The organism is Streptomyces sp. NBC_01176 (genome assembly GCF_045039825.1).
Taxonomy (GTDB): Bacteria; Actinomycetota; Actinomycetes; order Streptomycetales; family Streptomycetaceae; genus Streptomyces.
In genome coordinates this window covers 3,857,832-3,877,000 of sequence record NZ_CP108600.1, presented here as the reverse complement: position 1 = coordinate 3,877,000, position 19,169 = coordinate 3,857,832, and the positions used below count along the sequence as shown (strand labels likewise).

Here is a 19,169-nt window from a genome sequence, read left to right as displayed (position 1 = left end):
CGTGATGTCTGTTATCGGTTGATATTGACTGGTAATGGAACAGCGCCCCGGCGCTGGCGGCACAGCGCACTTAGAGGAGGCACTCCATGCGTGGAGCCACGCACGCCAAATGGGCCGCTGGCGCGGCGGCGATCGCCCTGGCGGCGACCGCCTGCGGAAGCGGCGGTGGCGGCGGAGGCGGCGGCAGCGGCTCCGGAATCGTGAGTTCCTCCTGGGGCGACCCGCAGAACCCGCTGGAGCCGGCCAACACCAACGAGGTACAGGGCGGCAAGGTCCTCGACATGATCTTCCGGGGCCTGAAGCGGTACGACGCCAAGACCGGCGCGGCCCAGGACATGCTGGCAAAGAAGATCGACACCTCGGACTCGCAGAACTTCACGATCACGGTCAAGAGCGGCTGGAAGTTCAGCAACGGCGAGGCCGTCACCGCCCAGTCCTTCGTGGACGCCTGGAACTACGGCGCGAGCCTGAAGAACAACCAGAAGAACGCGTACTTCTTCGGGTACATCGACGGGTACGACAAGGTCCACCCCGACACCGGCACCCAGAGCGCGGACAAGCTGTCCGGGCTCAAGGTCACCGGCACCGACACCTTCACCGTGAAGCTCAACCAGAAGTTCTCGACGTTCCCCGACACCCTCGGATACGTCGCCTACGCCCCGCTGCCCAAGGCGTTCTTCGACGACCACGCGGCCTGGCTGAAGAAGCCGGTCGGCAATGGACCGTACTCCGTCGACTCGTACAGCAAGGGATCCTTGATGTCCCTGCGGAAGTGGGACGGCTACCCCGGCACGGACAAGGCGCAGAACGACGGGGTGGACCTGAAGGTCTACACCGACAACAACACCGCCTACACCGACCTGATCGCCGGCAACCTCGACCTCGTCGACGACGTGCCCGCCTCCCAGCTCAAGAACGTGAAGAGCGACCTCGGGGGCCGATACATCAACACACCGGCCGGCATCATCCAGACACTCGCCTTCCCGTTCTACGACAAGAACTGGGACAAGAGCGGGTCGGAGAAGGTCCGCAAGGGCCTGTCCATGGCGATCGACCGCGACCAGATCACGAACACGATCTTCCAGAAGACCCGCACCCCGGCCACCGACTGGACCTCACCGGTGCTCGGCAAGGACGGCGGCTTCCAGGACGGACTGTGCGGTGGTTCCTGCACGTACAACCCGACCGAGGCCAAGAAGCTGATCCAGGAGGGCGGCGGCCTGCCCGGCGGCCAGCTCAAGATCTCCTACAACGCGGACACCGGCTCCCACAAGGAGTGGGTGGACGCCGTCTGCCACTCCGTCAACAACGCCATGGGCAACGACAAGGCCTGCGTCGGCAACCCGATCGGCACCTTCGCCGACTTCCGCAACCAGATCACCCAGCACAAGATGTCGGGTCCCTTCCGGGCCGGCTGGCAGATGGACTACCCGCTGATCCAGAACTTCCTCCAGCCGCTGTACTACACGAACGCCTCCTCCAACGACGGCAAGTGGTCCAACAAGGACTTCGACAAGCTCGTCGACCGGGCGAACGCCGAGACCGACCGGGCCAAGGCCGTCTCGCTCTTCCAGCAGGCGGAGGGCGTCGTACGGGACAACATGGCCGCGATCCCGCTCTGGTACCAGAACGGCAGCGCGGGCTACTCGGACCGCGTCTCCCACGTGGCGCTCAACCAGTTCAGCGTCCCCGTCTACAACGAGATCAAGGTCAGCTGAGCCGAAGGGCGGGCAGTCCCGGGAAGTCCTGGGCGCCCGCCCGCACCTATCTCCGGAGCCCTCATGGGACGGTACGTGATCCGGCGCCTGCTGCAGATGATCCCGGTCTTCATCGGTGCCACGCTGTTGATCTTCCTGATGGTGAACGTGATGGGCGACCCCATCGCGGGTCTGTGCGGCGAGCGGCAGTGCGACCCCGCCACCGCCACCCAGCTGCGCAAGGAGTTCGGTCTCGACCAGCCGGTGTGGCAGCAGTACCTGACCTACATGGGCAACGTCTTCACCGGCGACTTCGGCACCGCGTTCAACGGACAGCCCGTCACTGAGCTGATGGGGTCCGCGTTCCCGGTCACCATCCGGCTGACGATCGTCGCGATCCTCTTCGAGATCGTCATCGGCATCACGCTCGGCGTCATCACGGGTCTGCGCCGCGGACGGCCCGTCGACTCGGGGGTCCTGCTGCTCACCCTCGTCGTCATCTCGGTGCCCACCTTCGTGACCGGTCTGCTGCTCCAGCTGCTGCTGGGCGTCGAGTGGGGCTGGATCAAACCCTCGGTCTCCCCGGACGCCGCCTTCGGCGAGCTGATCGTGCCCGGCCTGGTCCTCGCCTCCGTGTCACTGGCCTACGTGACCCGCCTGACCCGGACCTCCATCGCGGAGAACAGGCGGTCCGACTACGTCCGTACGGCCGTGGCCAAGGGCCTGCCCCGGCACCGGGTCATCACCAAGCACCTGCTGCGCAACTCGCTGATCCCCGTGGTCACCTTCATCGGCACGGACATCGGCGCGCTCATGGGCGGCGCGATCGTCACCGAGCGGATCTTCAACATCCACGGCGTCGGCTTCCAGCTCTACCAGGGCATCCTGCGCCAGAACACCCAGACCGTCGTCGGTTTCGTGACCGTCCTGGTCATCGTCTTCCTGGTCGCCAACCTGCTCGTAGACCTCCTCTACGCCGTACTCGACCCGAGGATCCGCTATGCCTGAGCAGCCGCCGTTCGACCAGCAGGGCGCCATCGCCGCGACCGGGATGGGCGGCGCCATGGACCTCGCCGCCAGCGAGGCCGAGACCCTGGAGAGGACCCCCGGCGGGCCGCTGGGCACGGGCCCGCAGGAGAAGCCCCGGAGCCTGTGGTCCGACGCCTGGCGGGACCTGCGGCGCAACCCCGTCTTCATCATCGCCGGACTGGTCATCCTCTTCCTGGTCGTCATCTCCATCTGGCCCTCGCTGATCGCCGGCCAGAACCCCCTCAAGTGCGACCTCGCCAAGGCCCAGCAGGGCTCGCAGCCGGGCCACCCCTTCGGGTTCGACGGACAGGGCTGCGACGTCTACACACGGACGGTGTACGGGACCCGGGTCTCGATCACCGTCGGCGTCTGCGCCACCCTCGGCGTCGCGATCCTCGGCTCCGTACTCGGCGGCCTCGCCGGGTACTTCGGCGGGGCGTCGGACGGGGTCCTGTCCCGGATCACCGACATCTTCTTCGCGATCCCCGTCGTGCTCGGCGGTCTGGTCCTGCTCTCCGTGGTGACCAGCAACACGGTCTGGCCCGTCATCGGGTTCATGGTGCTGCTCGGCTGGCCCCAGATCTCCCGCATCGCGCGCGGCTCCGTCATCACCACCAAGCAGAACGACTACGTCCAGGCCGCCCGCGCCCTCGGCGCCTCCAACTCCCGGCTGCTGCTGCGGCACATCACGCCCAACGCGATCGCGCCGGTGATCGTCGTGGCGACCATCGCGCTCGGCACGTACATCTCGCTGGAGGCGACGCTCTCCTACCTCGGGGTCGGCCTCAAGCCCCCGACGGTGTCCTGGGGAATCGACATCTCCTCGGCGTCCGCGTACATCCGCCAGGCCCCGCACATGCTGCTGTGGCCCGCGGGCGCCCTCGCGATCACCGTGCTCGCGTTCATCATGCTCGGCGACGCGGTGCGCGACGCCCTCGACCCGAAGCTGAGGTGACCGCCGTGCTGCTCGAAGTGCGCGACCTGCACGTGGAGTTCAGAACCAGGGACGGGGTCGCCAAGGCCGTCAACGGAGTCACCTACGGCGTGGACGAGGGCGAGACGCTCGCCGTGCTCGGCGAGTCCGGCTCGGGCAAGTCCGTGACCGCGCAGGCCGTGATGGGCATCCTCGACATGCCGCCCGGCAGGATCACCGGCGGCGAGATCCTCTTCCAGGGCAAGGACCTGCTGAAGTTCAAGGAGGACGAGCGGCGCAAGGTGCGCGGCGCCGAGATGGCGATGATCTTCCAGGACGCGCTGTCCTCCCTGAACCCGGTGCTCAGCGTCGGCGACCAGCTCGGCGAGATGTTCACCGTGCACCGCGGGATGTCCCGCAAGGACGCCCGGGCGAAGGCGGTCGAGCTGATGGACCGGGTACGGATCCCGGCCGCCGCCCAGCGGGTGCGGGACTATCCGCACCAGTTCTCCGGAGGCATGCGCCAGCGCATCATGATCGCCATGGCGCTGGCGCTCGAACCCGCGCTGATCATCGCCGACGAACCCACCACCGCCCTCGACGTCACGGTCCAGGCCCAGGTCATGGACCTCCTCGCCGAGCTGCAGCGCGAGCTCAACATGGGGCTCATCCTCATCACCCACGACCTCGGCGTGGTCGCCGACGTCGCGGACCGGATCGCCGTCATGTACGCGGGCCGGATCGTCGAGTCGGCGCCGGTCCACGACATCTACAAGGCTCCGGCCCACCCCTATACGAAGGGCCTGCTGGAGTCGATCCCCCGGCTCGACCAGAAGGGCCACGAGCTCTACGCCATCAAGGGCCTGCCGCCGAACCTGATGCACATCCCGCCCGGCTGCGCCTTCAACCCCCGCTGCCCGATGGCCCAGGACATCTGCCGGACCGAGGTGCCTCCGCTCGCCGAGGTGGACGAGGGGGGCGGCGAGCGCACCAGCGCCTGCTTCTTCTGGCGGGAGACGCTCGACGCCGGGACCACCGGGGGAGGCCCCCGTGCCTGAGGCACTGCTGGAGGTCAGCGGACTGGTCAAGCACTACCCGCTCACCCGGGGAATCCTGTTCAAGAAGCAGATCGGCGCGGTCCGGGCCGTCGACGGGGTCGACTTCCACCTCGGCCGTGGCGAGACCCTCGGCATCGTCGGGGAGTCCGGCTGCGGCAAGTCCACGGTCGCGAAGATGCTGGTCAACCTGGAGCGGCCGACCGCCGGGGTGATCAAGTACAAGGGCGAGGACATCACCCGGCTGTCCGGCCGCGCCCTCAAGGCCGTCCGCCGCAACATCCAGATGGTCTTCCAGGACCCGTACACCTCGCTCAACCCCCGGATGACCGTCGGCGACATCATCGGGGAGCCGTACGAGATCCACCCCGAGGTCGCGCCGAAGGGCGACCGCAGGAAGCGCGTCCAGGACCTGCTGGACGTGGTCGGGCTCAACCCCGAGTACATCAACCGCTATCCGCACCAGTTCTCCGGCGGCCAGCGCCAGCGCATCGGCATCGCGCGGGGGCTGGCGCTGCGCCCGGAGATCATCGTCGCGGATGAGCCGGTCTCCGCTCTCGACGTCTCCGTGCAGGCTCAGGTGATCAACCTGATGGCGAGGCTCCAGGACGAGTTCGACCTCAGCTACGTGTTCATCGCGCACGACCTCTCCATCGTGCGGCACATCTCCGACCGGGTCGGCGTCATGTACCTCGGGCGGATCGTGGAGACGGGCAGGGACGCCGAGATCTACGACCATCCGACGCATCCCTACACCCAGGCCCTGCTCTCCGCCGTGCCCGTGCCCGACCCCGAGGCCCGCGAGCACCGTGAGCGGATCATCCTCAGCGGAGATGTGCCCTCCCCGGCGAACATCCCGTCCGGCTGCCGCTTCCGCACCCGTTGCTGGAAGGCGCAGGAGCGGTGCGCGCTGGAGGTGCCGCTGCTCGCCGTGCCCGCGGAGTTCCGTCACACCGAGGGGCCGGCCGCGCACGCCTCGGCCTGCCATTTCGCCGAGGAGAAGCAGGTCGTACCTCCCGAGGGCGCCCTGGACGACACACCGCCCAGGGCGCCGGACGACCCGCCGGACGCGCGTACATAGGCTGAAAAATGCCCATCAATTTCGTTAACACGCAGGCAACTCGGCTGTCTCGACACCGATATACGGACGCGTCAGTCTGAGCGGCGTACGGCCGTGCGGGTGCCGTAGACCGGCCGGAGCGCGCCATGTCGCTCCGGCCGGTCGCACGACCGGACCCGGCCGCCGGTCCGGTCCTCAGCGCATCCCGAGCGAGCGTTTCAGGAAGTCCACCTGGAGCAGCAGCAGGTTCTCCGCGACCTGCTCCTGCGGGGTCATGTGTGTCACGCCCGAGAGCGGCAGTACCTCGTGCGGGCGGCCCGCGGCCAGCAGTGCCGAGGACAGCCGCAGCGCGTGGGCCACCACCACGTTGTCGTCGGCCAGTCCGTGCACGATCATCAGCGGCCGGTGCGGCTCCGCGGGCTCGGAGAGCCCTCCTTCGGTGATCAGCGAGCTCTTCGCGTACGCCTGCGCCGCCGTCGCCGGGTCGCCGAGGTACCGCTCCGTGTAGTGGGTGTCGTACAGCCGCCAGTCCGTGACCGGGGCGCCCGCGATGCCCGCGTAGAAGACGTCCGGGCGGCGCAGTACGGCGAGCCCCGCGAGCCAGCCGCCGAACGACCAGCCGCGGATCGCCACCCGGGACAGGTCCAGCGGATACCTCTCGGCCAGTCCGTGCAGCGCGTCGATCTGGTCGTCGAGGGTGAGGGTGAAGTCGTCCCGGACCGCCTTCTCCCAGGCCGGGGAGCGGCCGGGGGTGCCGCGGCCGTCCGCGACGACCACCGCGAAGCCCTGGTCCGCGAACCACTGCGAGGTGAGGTGCGCGTTGTGCGCGGCCAGGACGCGGGGACCGTGCGGACCGCCGTAGGGATCCATCAGAACCGGCAGGGGGCTCTCGCCGTCGTAGTCCGTAGGCATAAGCAGGGCGCATGGGATTTTGCGTGCGCCCCCCTCGGTGAGCGTCACGCGCGGGGACAGACCGGGGTGTTCGGCGTACGAGGTGACGACCGCCGCCCGCTTGCCCTCCCGGAGCACCTGCACCTGGGTCCCCGGTTCGCCCGGCACCGCGGAGACGAGCACGGTGACCCGCCCGGAACGCACCGCCGAGTGCACCCCGGGCTCCTGGGAGAGGCGCTCGACACCCAGCTCGTTGACCCGGTAGACGTGCACCTCCCCGGTCTCCGGGGAGGCCGCGGCCCCTCCCGCCGACGCCGCGACCAGCACATCGTCGTCCGAGACGTCGAGCACCGCGCGCACGTGCAACTGCGGTCCGGTCAGGAGGCGTTCGCCGAATGCGAGGACCCGCGCGCCGCCCTCGTCGGCGATCCGCACGAGCTGTCCGCCGGGGCTCCAGCAGGGCACTCCAGGGAAAAGATCAAGCCATTGTCGATCTTCGTCCGCATGCACCATCCGGGTCGTCCCGGTGTCCGGGTCGACGGCCAGGAACAGCTGGCTGCGCTGGTCCCGGGCCTGCACCAGGATCAGCGGCGCCCCCGCCGCTGACCAGTGCACATGCGCCAAGTACGGGTACTGCGCCCGGTTCCAGGCGACCTCCGTGCGCGTCCCGTCGAGGGCGATCACGAAGAGCCGTACGTCCGCGTTGTCCGTACCCGCCGACGGGTAGGCGACCTGCTGCGGAGCGTGTTCCGGCTGGGCGGGGTCGGAGATCCACCAGCGGCGTACGGGCGCGTCGTCGACGCGGGCGACGAGCAGCCGGTCCGACTCCGGCGACCACCAGAAGCCGCGGGAACGGTTCATCTCCTCGGCGGCGATGAACTCGGCCAGTCCATAGGTCACCGACGCCGGGTCCGTCCCGGGGTCCCGCTGCGCGAGCGCCCGGTCGTCCTCGCCCTCCGCGCCGACGACCCGCAGCGCGCCCTTGGAGACGTACGCGACGAGCCGTCCGTCGGGCGAGGGGCGTGGGTCGATCACCGGTCCGGGGACGCGGAGTTCACGTGCCGTACCGGCCCGCAGCTCCGCCGTGAAAAGCCGCCCTGACAAGGCGAAAGAGGCCAACTCCACGGCGCTGTCGGTGGCATAGCCGACCACTCCGGCGCCGCCCTCACGGCTGCGTTCACGGCGCGCCCGCTCCGCGGCGGAGAGGCGCTCGCCGGCGCCCTTGAGCAGGGCTCCGGGATCGGCCGCGACGCGTTCCTGCCCGCCCGCGACATCGAGGACCCACAGCTGGTTCGCCCGGTCCGTGCCGGACGGGGACCTCAGGAACACGACCCGGGAACCGTCCGGGGAGACGGTGAACGCGCGGGGCGCGCCCAGGGTGAACCGCTGCGTCCGGGCGTACCGGCGCGGGAAGGAAAGAGGCTCGGTCGTCATGCCCCGACCATATTGGCCATGCGCCCCCTTGTGCGGCCGTGCGCCGATCAATGCGCGCGTACGGATAGTTATGATCACTAGCGGTGCGTGGGTAAGAACCTGCTGCCCGCTGTAGGGAACGACCGACCCCCATGACCAACCCCCCATGTCCCTGGGATCTTTGGAGGTGATCCGCCGTGGCACTCTCGATTTCGGCGGTGGTGCTGCTGGCGATCATCGTCTTCATCCTGGTGAAGAAGTCAGGACTGAAGGCCGGGCACGCGGTCGTGTGCGTCCTGTTCGGCTTCTATCTCGCTTCCTCGACGGTCGCTCCCACCATCAGCGACCTCACGACGAACGTCGCGGACATGATCGGCAGCTTCAAGTTCTGACCCGCGGGCATCGGGGGCTCCGTGGGACGAGCGACCGGAGCCCGTTCCTCCGCGCCGGTCAGCCCTCGGACACGTACGACACGAAGCCGGCCCACGCCTCCGGCGCCAGCGCGAGCCGGGGGCCGTCCCCGTGCTTGGAGTCGCGGACGTGGACGGTGCCGGGGGTGGTGGCGATCTCGACGCAGGACTCGCCGTCGGTGCCACCGCTGTAGCTGCTCTTGAACCACACCGGTTCGGCGGCCTCGCGGATCATTTGTCTCCCAGCAGTTGCTCGATGAGGACCAGCGACTCCCGTGGTGGGAGAGCCTGCGCCCGGATGGTGCCATATCGCAGTTCAAGGATGCGCAGCTGTTTCGGGTCGGTGATCGGCCGCCCGTTGAAGGCACCGTCGGAACGTCCTGTCGCCGTCCCGTCCGGGAACTTCAGCAACTCGATCCTGCCGTCCAGGCCCGGATGGGGGTCGGTGTTCGTCGGCATGACCTGAAGAGTGACGCTGTTCAATCGCCCCACTTCAAGCAGACGTTCGAGCTGCTGTCGCCAGACCATTGTGCCCCCAACCTGACGGTGCAGTGGAGCCTCTTCCAGTACGAAGTGGATCGACGGGGACGGGTCTCGTTCGAAGACCGACCGCCTGGCCAGGCGAGCGGCGACCATGCGTTCCACGTTGTCCGGCGAGTACGGCGGCTGCGCTGCCTCGATCAAGGCGCGGGCGTGCTCTGGTGTTTGCAACAACCCAGGGACGATGTTGCATTCGTACACCCCGATCTCGACCGCCTGCCCTTCCATCTTCGCCAGATCCCGCACCTTCTTCGGGTACCGGACCTTCGCCACGTCCTCCTTCATCGCCGAGAGCAACCCGCCCGCGCCCAGTACCTCGTCCGCCCTGTCCAGGAACTCGGGCTGAGGGATCCGCTTGCCGCCTTCGATCTTGTAGATCATGTCCTCGCCGTAGCCGACCGCCCTGCCGAACTCGGCCGCGCGCATCCCCACCGCCTCCCGCCGCAGCTTCAGCTGCCGCCCCACGGTCGCGACGACGGCCACCCCCCAGTCGTCGTCCGGGTCCACCTCCCAGCCCGGCTCGTCCGCCTCGCTCCTGAGCCGCCCCACGTCGCCGTCCACACGCATCGCACACCCCTCCGCCGTACCGCCGAGCCTCAACGCCCCTACCCGCGGGCCCTCCCGGACCGGCCGGACACGACCGGACAACGTCCGGACAGTCACCGTACGCAGTGGAGCTGTCACTGTTCACGGTACGTGTGGGCGGCCACGCTGAGTCACGTGAACCAAGAAACCGTCGGCCCCGCCCAAACCGCCGCCCCCGTACGCAGTTTCAGCGTGCTCCTGTCGCCCACACCGCGCGGCGCCCGTCTCGCGCGGCTGCTGGCCGTCGAGCAACTCCGTTTCTGGACACTCCCCTTGGACCCGGCGGCGCACATCGTCGCCGAACTTGCGGCCAACGCGGTGACGCACGGACGAGTTCCGGGACGGGACTTCCGGCTCACGCTCCACGTCGTCGGCGAGACCCTCCGCATCGAGGTCAGCGACACGCGCGGTGACCGTCTCCCGCGGACCGGGCGCGCGGACCCGGACGCGGTGTCGGGGCGGGGTCTCGTCCTCGTCGACGCCCTCGCCGACCGCTGGGGTGCCGCACCGGGGCCGCCGCCGCGCAAGACGGTGTGGGCGGAGGTCGGCCTCCCACCGGAACCCGTTCGCTCGGGCTCCGGTGCCAGGAGCGGTCTTCCCCAAGGAACACGAGGGTGAAAGAACCCGACCGAGCCCCACCCCTCCCGCCCGCCGGGCGCTCTCACCCGCGAGGGTGAACATCACCGACTCGGCTGGATTCAGGGCCCGTTGCGTGCCCTACGCTCAGCGCGACACAACCGCAAACATGCGACGGCCCCCGCCGGGACGGCAATCCCAGTGCGAGGGCCTGACCACCGAGGAAGTAGGAGCTTCCCGATGGATACGCAGAACCCTAGCGTGCGCCCGCACGCCCAGCCCGGGCTTGCCGGTAACAAGCGCCCGAACCGGCGCCCCGCGCACCCCGGCGGTCTCACGCACGACAACACCCGCCACACCACCCGCTTCACGGTGATCGGCAACCACCTCGCCCAGCATCCCGAGCTCTCGCTGCTCGCGATCGGGCTGGCCGTGCACCTCCAGTCGCTGCCGAAGGGGGCCCGGGTCGACATCAAGACCCTCACCGCGCGCTTCCCCGAGGGCGCGACCCGAATCGCCGCCGCCCTGCGCGAGCTGGAGGCCCACCGTTATCTGCGGCGCGTTCGCGAACGCGTCCCCGGCGGCCGCATCGTCACCCGCACGGTCTCCTGCAACCAGCCCGGACGCGGCCGGGAGGAGGAGCCCGTGCGGTCCGCCCCGGCTCGCCCGGCGGTGGCCCGCAAGCGCGAGGAGCGCGCACCCCGCAAGCCGCTCCCCGCCGTACCCCGTCCCGTCTGCCCGGCGCCCGCCCTCCTGCGGACGGCCACCGATCTTCTCGCGGACCTCCGCCGCCACGATCCCCGCCTGCTGCTCTCCGCCTGCGACACGGCTCACCTCGCCCCCGGCGTCGCCGCCTGGCTGGAGCGCGACGTCGGCCCCGGCGCCGTACGCCACGCGCTGACCAGTGACCTGCCACCCGAAGGGCTCCGACGCCCGGCCGCCCTGCTCGCGCACCGGCTCGCCGCCCAGCTGCCGCCTCCGCCGCCGTTCCGCGCCCCCGCGCGGCCGCCGGGCGTCCGGCACCCGCTCCAGACCTGCGACGGCTGCGAACGGGCCTTCCGGGCGCCCGACCCCGGCCGCTGCCGCGACTGCCGGTCCGCCCGCCGGGCGGCCGTCTGATGCGAAGCCGCCGCCTCTGTGTCCCGCTCGTGCCTCAGGCCGCCCCGATACGCTGGCTGAGGCACCCGCTGGTGGGAGTACGCCTTCGGCGCCGAAGAGGCCGCCCGGACCGCTCCCGCAGACTTCCTCGCCGCCGTGGAAAGCATGGCCGACGAACTGGGCAGGGCAGCGGAAGCCCTGCAGGTACACGGTCAGGCCTACAACGGGATCGATCCGCGGGGTCACGAAATGATCGTCACCAGTGGCAGGTTCGGGTACGAGGTCGTCGTACGGAGCGAGCGCGTCCACATCGTTCAGATCACGCATCTGGGCCTCTGAGCGTCCTGCCCCACTTGATGGCCGGCCGCGGGAGAAGTCCGGTCACCGGCCGGCGCTCGTGTGCTCGGCGTCTTCGACCGACCCGGAGCGACCAGAGGCCGGGCAGCTCCCAGGGGGACGGGCGCCTCGTAGGGTGGGTGTCATGACGGAACTGCCCGACCGGCGTCTTCTCCTGGTGCACGCGCACCCGGACGACGAGTCGATCAACAACGGCGCGACCATGGCCAGGTACACGGCCGAGGGCGCCCTCGTGACGCTGGTGACCTGCACCCTCGGCGAGGAGGGCGAGGTCATTCCGCCCGGACTCGCGCACCTCGCACCCGACCGGGAGGGCGGGCTCGGCGCGCACCGCGTCGGTGAACTGGCCGCGGCCATGAAGGAGCTCGGGGTCACCGACCACCGCTTCCTCGGGGGCCCCGGCCGCTTCCACGACTCCGGGATGATGGGCGTCGAGCAGAACCACCGCGCGGGCGCCTTCTGGTCCGCCGACGTGGACGAGGCCGCCGCCCACCTCGTCGAGGTGATCCGCGAGGTACGCCCCCACGTGCTCGTCACCTATGACCCCGACGGGGGCTATGGGCACCCCGACCACATCCAGGCGCACCGCGTCGCCCTGCGCGCCACCGAACTGGCCGCGGACCCCGCCGTCCGCCCCGACCTCGGCGCACCCTGGGAGATCGCCAAGGTCTACTGGAACCGCGTACCCCGCTCGGTCGCCGAGGACGGCTTCGCACGGCTGCGTGAGGCCCTCCCGGGGCTGCCCTTCGACGCGTCCGCCGCCCTGGACGACGTACCGGGTGTCGTCGACGACGCGGTGATCACCACCGAGATCGACGGGACCGCGTACGCCGCCGCGAAGGCCGCCGCCCTGCGCGCTCACGCCACCCAGATCGAGGTGGCCGAGCCGTGGTTCGCGCTCTCGAACGCGCTGGCCCAGCCACTTTTCACCACCGAGTACTACCAGTTGGTACGCGGGGAGCACGCCGGAGCGGACCGGGAGACCGATCTGTTCGCCGGCACCGGTGACCGGACGGAGACGGAGACACGATGAGTACGAGCGGACAGCGCGGGAACGCGCTCGCCCAGCCACTGCGGACCCCCTCGCCCGGTCGGGCGGCCGCCTGTACGGGGCTGTTCGTGCTCGGCGCCGTGGTCGGGACGGCCGGAACGCTGGTGCAGTCCGGCTGGTTCCCGGGCGGCCTGCTGCTCGCCCTGGTGGGCGCGGCCGGGCTCTTCCTGGGCGGCTCCCGCGCCACCGACTCCCGGGCCGGCGCCGTCGCGCCCGCCGCGGGCTGGATGGTCGCGGTCGTGCTGCTCACCGCCACCCGTCCGGAAGGGGACTTCCTCTTCGGCGCGGGCCTCGGCTCGTACCTTTTCCTGCTCGGCGGGATGGCTGTCGCTGTGATCTGCGCCACCCTCGGGCTGGGGCGGCAACCGGACCGCTCCGGCGTCCGACTTGGGAAGTGACGTACCACTTCGCCGTATCGGACCGGTGCGGGTCCTGTGGCAGTTTCCTTCGCGGGCGAGGTTTGCGGGCCGGAGACGGCCAGTATGGTGGTGCGCGCCGCCGAGCTGCCCGAGATGAGGTCGAGTAAACGGGCGGCGGAGCCAACCGGGAGAACCTGCCTTGAGTCGTGAAACTGACAGTTCGTCCTCCGGGCCCAACGGGCGCGGTGGAGCCGCGTACCCGTCGGGGACACCCCCGTACGGAACCCCCATGGCTTCCGAGATCGGTGCCGACGCGGGCCGTTCGGCCGGCGGCACCCCGCCGGAGGAGCGCAAGACCGAGACCACACTGACGACACGGATCCGGATCAACATCCCCGGATCGCGGCCCATCCCGCCGGTCGTCGTCCGCACACCGGTCGGGGACGCCGACGCGCCCGCCGAGCCCGCGGCCCCCACGGGACCGCCCGCGGAGCCGCAGCGCGCCATAACTCCGCCGGCGGCCGCGGCCCCCGCGACCGACGGTGCGGCCGAGGCCGGGGAGAAGTCCAGCGACTGGTTCGCACCCCGCAAGTCCGGTGCGCCCAAGGGCGGCCCGGGCGGCGGGTCCACCAACGGTGCGGGCCTGCCCGGTGGTTCGGGTCCCGCCGGCCCCTCGGCGCCGCAGGGCGCGGGTGCGCCGGGCGGTCCTGGAGCCGGCGGCGCACGTCCGGGTGCTCCGGGCGGCAACGGCGCTCCGGGTGCTCCCGGTGGCGCGAACGGTGCCGGTCCGCTGGGCATCACCGGCGGGGTCCGGCCCGGCGGGGCGAACATTCCCCGTCCCGGCGGGGGCGGTGCCACCGGCGCCGGACCCGTGGCCCCCGGTCACGGCGGCGGTACCGGTTCCTTCGACGTCTCCGCCGCGCTGGGCAACACGGCGTCCTTCCCGGCCATCGGCACCGACGGTCCCAGCGGTCCGGGCGGTCCGGGCGGCCACGGTGGTCCGGCCGGCAACGGGGGCCCGGGCGGCTCCGGCGGTCCGGGCGGCGAACCGCGCCGAGACGACCTCCCGTACTTCGCGGAGAACTTCTCCGACAACGGCATGGGCGGCCCGGTGGGTCCGACCGGCGGTCCGGTCACCGGAGACGGCCCGATGGTGCCCCCGGCCGGCCCCGGCGCGGCTCCGGGCAGCCTGGCGGCGGGTGGACCGGGTGGACCGGGTGGACCGGGTGGACCGGGCGGACCGGGTGGTGCGCGTGGCCCGCGTGGTCACGGTGGACCCGGTGGCCTCGGTGGTCCGAGCACGGGAACCGGCTACTCCGGTGGCGGTCTCAGCGACGACACCGCGATCCTCACCCCGCAGAAGCCCGCGCCCGACCCGGGCGGCCACGGCTACGGCGGCGCCGGGGACAACGTCTCCGGTCACACCCTGACGAGTGGCATCCCCGTCGTGCCGCCCGCCCCGAACTCCCCGTTCGGTCCGGGCACGCACACCGACGGCCCGTTGCCGCACACCCCGCCGAAGGCGCCCGCGCCGGCCCCGAAGCCGGCCGCGTCGTCCAAGCCGACCAAGAAGAAGGGCCGCAACAAGCCGGCCCTGCTGGGCGTCCTCGTGGTGGTCCTCGCCGGTGGCGCCTACGGCGCCGGGCTCCTGATGAACCACTCGGACGTGCCCAAGGGCACCACCGTGCTCGGCGTCGACATCGGCGGCGGCACCCGGGACGAGGCGGTCCAGAAGCTCGACGACGCCTTCCGGGCCAATACGAACAAGCCGCTCAAACTGGCGGTGAACGGCACCACGGTCTCGCTCAAGCCGGACCAGGCCGGGCTCCAGCTGGACAGCCAGGCCACCGTCCGTGCCGCCGCGGGCAGCGACTACAACCCCGTCTCCGTGATCGGCTCGCTGTTCGGCCAGAAGCGCGTCGTCGAGCCGAACATGCCCGTCGACAAGGAGAAGCTCCAGGCCGCCCTGGAGCAGGTCGGGGGCGGCGCCGGCTCGGCCAACGACGGCACGATCAGGTTCGAGTCCGGCAAGGCCGTCGCGGTCTACGGCAAGACGGGCAAGGGCGTCGACGTGGCGGCCTCCACCCAGGCCGTCGAGGACGCGTACCGCACGCAGGTCGAGACCGGTACCGCCACCCCGGTGAAGGTCGCCACCACGACCCGTCAGCCGACCGTCTCGAACGCCGAGGTCGACCGGATGATGGCGAAGTTCGCCCAGCCCGCGATGTCGGCTCCCGTGACCGTCCGGACGGACGTGGCGCACTCGATCCCGCTGAGCCCGCAGAAGTCGCTGTGGAAGTTCCTCCGGGTGACGGCCACCGACGGCAAGCTCGTCGACAAGCCCGACCTGAACGCCCTGAAGGCGCTCTACGGCCAGACGTTCGACGGTGTGCTCATCACCCGGGGCAACGGCGAGAAGACGCCGGTCACGCCCGAGGACGTCTACGGTGCCCTGCGCCAGGCGCTGATGAGCAAGACCGACCGGGTCGCGGTCATCGCCACGAACCCGAGCTAGGCCCGCTTCGACCGTACGAGGGGGGCGTCCACCGGGCGCCCCCCTCGTCGTGTCCGCCGCCGCGTCCGTCACCCGCTCCGTATGACATCTGTCATCCGGCACTCGGGACCGCCGACACTGCCCGGCGCCCGGCCCCCGCGGCCACCATGGGGGCCATGACAACGACAGCGGCACCGCCGACCACCCCGGTGGTCGGATTCGACCAGGTGACCAAGACGTACGGCAGCGTGCGCGCCGTGGACGGGCTCACGCTCGACCTGCACCCGGGCGAGACCGTCGCCCTGCTCGGGCCGAACGGAGCGGGCAAGTCGACCACCCTGGACCTGCTCCTCGGCCTCAAGCACGCCGACAGCGGCGCCGTCCGGGTGTTCGGCACCAGCCCCCGTGAGGCCATCGTCGGCGGCCGGGTGGGCGCCATGCTGCAGAGCGGCGGCCTGATGGACGAGGTGACGGTGGGCGAACTGGTCAAGCTGGCCTGTGCGTTGCACCCGAAGCCGTACCGGGTCACCGAGGTGCTGGCCCGCGCGGGCATCTCGCAGATCGCCGACCGCAAGGTCAACAAACTCTCCGGCGGCCAGGAACAGCGCGTCCGCTTCGCGCTCGCGACCGCCGGGGCCAACGATCTGATCGTGCTCGACGAACCCACCACGGGCATGGACGTCTCCGCCCGCCAGGCCTTCTGGGCCACCATGCGCGAGCAGGCCGAACAGGGCCGGACCGTGCTGTTCGCCACGCACTACCTGGAAGAGGCCGACGCCATCGCCGACCGGGTGCTCGTGCTGCACCGGGGCCGGCTGCTGGCCGACGGCACCGCCGCCGAGATCAAGGCGAAGGCCGGCGCCCGCCGGATCGCCTTCGACCTGGAGGACCCCATCGACGAGACCTCGCTGCGGGCGCTGCCCTTCCTGACGACGATCGACGTGTCCGGGCACACCGTCCGCATCCAGTCCTCCGACGCCGACGCGACCGTGCACGCGCTGTACGGGCTCGGTCTCTACCCCCGCAACCTCGAAGTCGCCGGGCTCGGCCTTGAGCAGGCCTTCGTCGCCATCACCGCCGCCGAGGAGGCGAAGTCGCAGTGAACAGCCTCATCCGCCTCGAGATCACCCGGGCCCTGCGCAACAAGAAGTTCCTGTTCTTCTCGGTGATCTACCCCTCGGCCCTGTTCCTGCTGATCGCGGGCAGCGCCGACGACACCACCAAGGTCGACGGCACCGGGCTCACCCTGCCGACCTTCTTCATGGTCTCCATGGCCTCCTTCGGCGCGCTGACGGCCGTCCTGATGGGCAACAGCGAGCGGATCGCCAAGGAGCGCGAGAGCGGCTGGGTACGGCAGCTGAGGCTCACCACGCTGCCCGGCCGCGGCTACGTCCTGGCGAAGACCGCCAGCGCCGCCGTGATCAGCCTGCCGTCGATCGTGGTCGTCTTCGCGGTCGCCGCCGCCGTGAAGCACGTACGGCTGGACTCCTGGCAGTGGCTCGCCCTCACCGGCGCGATCTGGGCCGGCAGCCTCGTCTTCGCCGCGCTCGGCGTGGCGGTCGGCTATCTGGCGAGCGGTGACGCGGTCCGCCCGATCACGATGATCCTGTACTTCGGACTGTCGGTGCTCGGCGGTCTGTGGATGCCCTCGACCACGTTCCCGGACTGGCTGCAGAAGATCGCGTCCTGGCTGCCGACCCACGCGTACGCTGGCCTCGGGCGGTCGATCGAGCTGGGCGACGCCCCGCACGCGAAGGACCTCGCCATCCTCGCCGTGTCCTTCCTCTTCTTCGCGGGCGGCGCGGCCTGGCTGTACCGGAAGGACACGCTGAAAGCGTGAGCAGCGTCGGCATCGGGCAACCCCCGCAGAACCACAGACAGCGGTTGGTCAAGGCCGTCTGGACGGGCATCTGGCTCGTCTATCTGAGCGCGCCCGTCAGTGACCTGGTGCACGGCGGCCACAGCACCGGTGTCGTCGTGCTCGGCTGGATCGGCCTGGTGGTCTTCGTCGCCTGGTACGCGATGCTCGTCTTCCGTACCGGCCGCGGCGAGGCCACCCCCCTGGTTCTGGGCTCGCTGGCGGTACTGGCGGCCCAGTCCGGCCTCCTCGCCGTCACCCTGGGGCGGGAGTGGCTCGTCCTGTTCGTGTACGTCTCGATCGCGTCCGGCGCCGTGCTCCCGCTGCGGATGTCCCGCTGGGCCATCCCGGCCGTGTCCGCCCTGCTGACGGCGATCGCGCTGGCGGTCCCGGACGGCAAGGCGTATCTGGCGGGGCTGCTCATCCCGGCCTTCCTCGGCGGGTTCGCGATGACCGGCGTACGCGAACTGGTCCGCACGACGATCGCGCTGCGCGAGGCCCGCGCGACGGTCGCCCAACTGGCCGCGAACGAGGAGCGCCTGCGGCTGGCCAGGGACCTGCACGACCTGCTCGGCCACTCGCTGTCGCTCATCACGCTCAAGAGCGAGCTGGCCGGACGGATGCTTCCCGGCCAGCCCGAGAAGGCGGCCCAGCAGGTCGCCGACATCGAACAGGTCAGCCGGCAGGCCCTGGTCGACGTGCGCGAAGCGGTCACCGGCTACCGCAGGCCCCGGCTGTCCGGCGAACTCGCCGGCGCCCAGGTCGCGTTGACGGCGGCCGGCGTCACGGCGGACCTGCCGACCGAACCGGACCGCGCCGACCTCGCCGGCGTCGCCGAGGAGAGCGAGTCCGCGCTGGCCTGGGCGCTGCGCGAGGCGATCACCAACGTCGTACGGCACAGCGGGGCCCGGCGCTGCGCGGTGGAACTCGTCCGCCGTCAGACGCTGGACGGGCCGGTGCTCGAACTGGTCGTGGAGGACGACGGCTCGGGCGGTTCCGGCGACGGCCCCGGAAACGGGCTCACGGGCCTGTCCGAGCGCCTGGAGAAGGCCGGCGGGACGCTGGAGGCGGGCCGGGTGCGCCGGGGCTTCCGGCTGGTCGCCAGAGTGCCTGCCGAGGCCCCTCCCGACGCCGGGGGGCACCCCGTAGGATCCGGTGCATGAGCCGCACGATCAAGGTCCTGCTCGCCGAGGACCAGTCGATGGTCCGCGAGGCGCTGGCGGCCCTGTTGGGCCTCGAACCGGACATCGAGGTGGTCGCCCAGGTGGCGCGCGGCGACGAGGTGCTGGCCGCGGCACGCGCGTACGACGTCGACGTGGCGCTCCTCGACATCGAGATGCCGGGAAAGACGGGCATCGAGGCCGCGGCCGAGGTCCACAGGGAACTCCCCGGCATCAAGCTGCTCATCCTCACCACCTTCGGACGCCCCGGCTATCTGCGCAGCGCCATGGAGTCCGGCGCCGACGCCTTCCTGGTCAAGGACGCCCCGGCGGCCCAACTCGCCGCCGCGGTACGCAAGGTGCTCGCCGGTGAGCGCGTCATCGACCCCAGCCTGGCGGCCGCGGCCCTCGCCGAGGGCGCCAATCCGCTGACCGACCGCGAGCGCGAGGTGCTGCGCGCGGCGGCCGACGGTTCCACGAACGCGGAGCTGGCCAAGGCACTTCACCTCTCCCAGGGCACGGTCCGCAACTACCTCTCCACGGCGATCCAGAAACTCGCGGTCCGCAACCGCGCGGAGGCGGTGCGGATCGCGCGGGAGAAAGGCTGGCTGTAGGCCGTGTCC

General features: G+C 70.9%; 19 protein-coding genes. 16 read left to right on the top strand and 3 right to left on the bottom strand.

Features of this window, described 5'->3' with window-relative positions; translation table 11 throughout:
- Positions 1 to 86: 86 nt before the first annotated feature.
- The 5 genes from OG199_RS16510 to OG199_RS16490 all read left to right on the top strand — a co-directional run bounded on the left by OG199_RS16510 (position 87) and on the right by OG199_RS16490 (position 5,775).
- The gene (locus tag OG199_RS16510; RefSeq protein ID WP_356802219.1) at positions 87 to 1,718 is read left to right on the top strand and encodes an ABC transporter substrate-binding protein; all 1,632 of its coding nucleotides are present in this window, start codon (positions 87 to 89) and stop codon (positions 1,716 to 1,718) included.
- Between the two features lie 63 nt (positions 1,719 to 1,781).
- The gene (locus OG199_RS16505) at positions 1,782 to 2,705 is read left to right on the top strand and encodes an ABC transporter permease (RefSeq protein ID WP_356802217.1); all 924 of its coding nucleotides are present in this window, start codon (positions 1,782 to 1,784) and stop codon (positions 2,703 to 2,705) included.
- Positions 2,698 to 3,681: an ABC transporter permease gene (locus OG199_RS16500; RefSeq protein WP_401799414.1), complete on the top strand. Its 984-nt coding sequence runs from the start codon at positions 2,698 to 2,700 to the stop codon at positions 3,679 to 3,681. The genes OG199_RS16505 and OG199_RS16500 overlap by 8 nt, the downstream gene beginning before the upstream one ends.
- 5 nt (positions 3,682 to 3,686) lie before the next feature.
- On the top strand, positions 3,687 to 4,697 hold the full coding sequence (locus tag OG199_RS16495; RefSeq protein ID WP_266701175.1) for an ABC transporter ATP-binding protein: 1,011 nt from the start codon (positions 3,687 to 3,689) through the stop codon (positions 4,695 to 4,697).
- The gene (locus OG199_RS16490) at positions 4,690 to 5,775 is read left to right on the top strand and encodes an ABC transporter ATP-binding protein (RefSeq protein ID WP_401799417.1); all 1,086 of its coding nucleotides are present in this window, start codon (positions 4,690 to 4,692) and stop codon (positions 5,773 to 5,775) included. The genes OG199_RS16495 and OG199_RS16490 overlap by 8 nt, the downstream gene beginning before the upstream one ends.
- Before the next feature lie 174 nt (positions 5,776 to 5,949).
- Here OG199_RS16490 and OG199_RS16485 read toward each other — a convergent pair whose 3' ends face one another.
- Positions 5,950 to 8,079, bottom strand: a complete 2,130-nt coding sequence (locus tag OG199_RS16485; protein WP_405830063.1) for a prolyl oligopeptidase family serine peptidase — start codon at positions 8,077 to 8,079, stop codon at positions 5,950 to 5,952.
- A 176-nt stretch (positions 8,080 to 8,255) separates the two neighbouring features.
- On the opposite strand from OG199_RS16485, the gene OG199_RS16480 reads away from it, so the two are divergent.
- On the top strand, positions 8,256 to 8,450 hold the full coding sequence (locus OG199_RS16480) for a hypothetical protein (protein WP_148010299.1): 195 nt from the start codon (positions 8,256 to 8,258) through the stop codon (positions 8,448 to 8,450).
- Between the two features lie 58 nt (positions 8,451 to 8,508).
- On the opposite strand, the gene OG199_RS16475 is transcribed toward OG199_RS16480, so the two are convergent.
- Together OG199_RS16475 and OG199_RS16470 are read right to left on the bottom strand one after the other, a co-directional pair.
- Positions 8,509 to 8,703 carry a DUF397 domain-containing protein gene (locus OG199_RS16475; RefSeq protein WP_356802209.1) on the bottom strand — a complete coding sequence of 65 codons (195 nt, stop codon included), beginning with the start codon at positions 8,701 to 8,703 and terminating at the stop codon, positions 8,509 to 8,511.
- Positions 8,700 to 9,575: a helix-turn-helix domain-containing protein gene (locus tag OG199_RS16470; protein ID WP_405830061.1), complete on the bottom strand. Its 876-nt coding sequence runs from the start codon at positions 9,573 to 9,575 to the stop codon at positions 8,700 to 8,702. The genes OG199_RS16475 and OG199_RS16470 overlap by 4 nt, the downstream gene beginning before the upstream one ends.
- 153 nt (positions 9,576 to 9,728) lie before the next feature.
- Here OG199_RS16470 and OG199_RS16465 point away from each other — a divergent pair, with 153 nt between their 5' ends.
- The 10 genes from OG199_RS16465 to OG199_RS16420 all read left to right on the top strand — a co-directional run bounded on the left by OG199_RS16465 (position 9,729) and on the right by OG199_RS16420 (position 19,160).
- Positions 9,729 to 10,211, top strand: a complete 483-nt coding sequence (locus OG199_RS16465; protein ID WP_405830059.1) for an ATP-binding protein — start codon at positions 9,729 to 9,731, stop codon at positions 10,209 to 10,211.
- A 198-nt stretch (positions 10,212 to 10,409) separates the two neighbouring features.
- Positions 10,410 to 11,288: a helix-turn-helix domain-containing protein gene (locus OG199_RS16460; RefSeq protein ID WP_356802205.1), complete on the top strand. Its 879-nt coding sequence runs from the start codon at positions 10,410 to 10,412 to the stop codon at positions 11,286 to 11,288.
- 144 nt (positions 11,289 to 11,432) lie between these two features.
- Positions 11,433 to 11,606 (top strand): hypothetical protein, encoded by a 174-nt coding sequence (locus OG199_RS16455; protein ID WP_405830057.1) that lies wholly within the window; start codon positions 11,433 to 11,435, stop codon positions 11,604 to 11,606.
- A gap of 142 nt (positions 11,607 to 11,748) precedes the next feature.
- Positions 11,749 to 12,657, top strand: a complete 909-nt coding sequence (mshB, locus tag OG199_RS16450; RefSeq protein WP_356802201.1) for an N-acetyl-1-D-myo-inositol-2-amino-2-deoxy-alpha-D-glucopyranoside deacetylase — start codon at positions 11,749 to 11,751, stop codon at positions 12,655 to 12,657.
- On the top strand, positions 12,654 to 13,073 hold the full coding sequence (locus OG199_RS16445) for a DUF6113 family protein (RefSeq protein WP_356802199.1): 420 nt from the start codon (positions 12,654 to 12,656) through the stop codon (positions 13,071 to 13,073). Before mshB ends, OG199_RS16445 begins: the two co-directional genes overlap by 4 nt.
- A gap of 160 nt (positions 13,074 to 13,233) precedes the next feature.
- Positions 13,234 to 15,549, top strand: coding sequence for a hypothetical protein (locus OG199_RS16440; RefSeq protein ID WP_405830055.1), 2,316 nt, complete (start codon positions 13,234 to 13,236; stop codon positions 15,547 to 15,549).
- A gap of 155 nt (positions 15,550 to 15,704) precedes the next feature.
- Positions 15,705 to 16,631 (top strand): ABC transporter ATP-binding protein, encoded by a 927-nt coding sequence (locus tag OG199_RS16435; RefSeq protein ID WP_405830053.1) that lies wholly within the window; start codon positions 15,705 to 15,707, stop codon positions 16,629 to 16,631.
- The gene (locus OG199_RS16430; RefSeq protein ID WP_405830051.1) at positions 16,628 to 17,368 is read left to right on the top strand and encodes an ABC transporter permease; all 741 of its coding nucleotides are present in this window, start codon (positions 16,628 to 16,630) and stop codon (positions 17,366 to 17,368) included. The genes OG199_RS16435 and OG199_RS16430 overlap by 4 nt, the downstream gene beginning before the upstream one ends.
- Entirely contained in the window at positions 17,365 to 18,549 is a 1,185-nt protein-coding gene (locus OG199_RS16425) for a histidine kinase (protein WP_356802190.1), read from the top strand. The genes OG199_RS16430 and OG199_RS16425 overlap by 4 nt, the downstream gene beginning before the upstream one ends.
- On the top strand, positions 18,546 to 19,160 hold the full coding sequence (locus OG199_RS16420) for a DNA-binding response regulator (RefSeq protein WP_266701188.1): 615 nt from the start codon (positions 18,546 to 18,548) through the stop codon (positions 19,158 to 19,160). The genes OG199_RS16425 and OG199_RS16420 overlap by 4 nt, the downstream gene beginning before the upstream one ends.
- Positions 19,161 to 19,169: the final 9 nt, after the last annotated feature.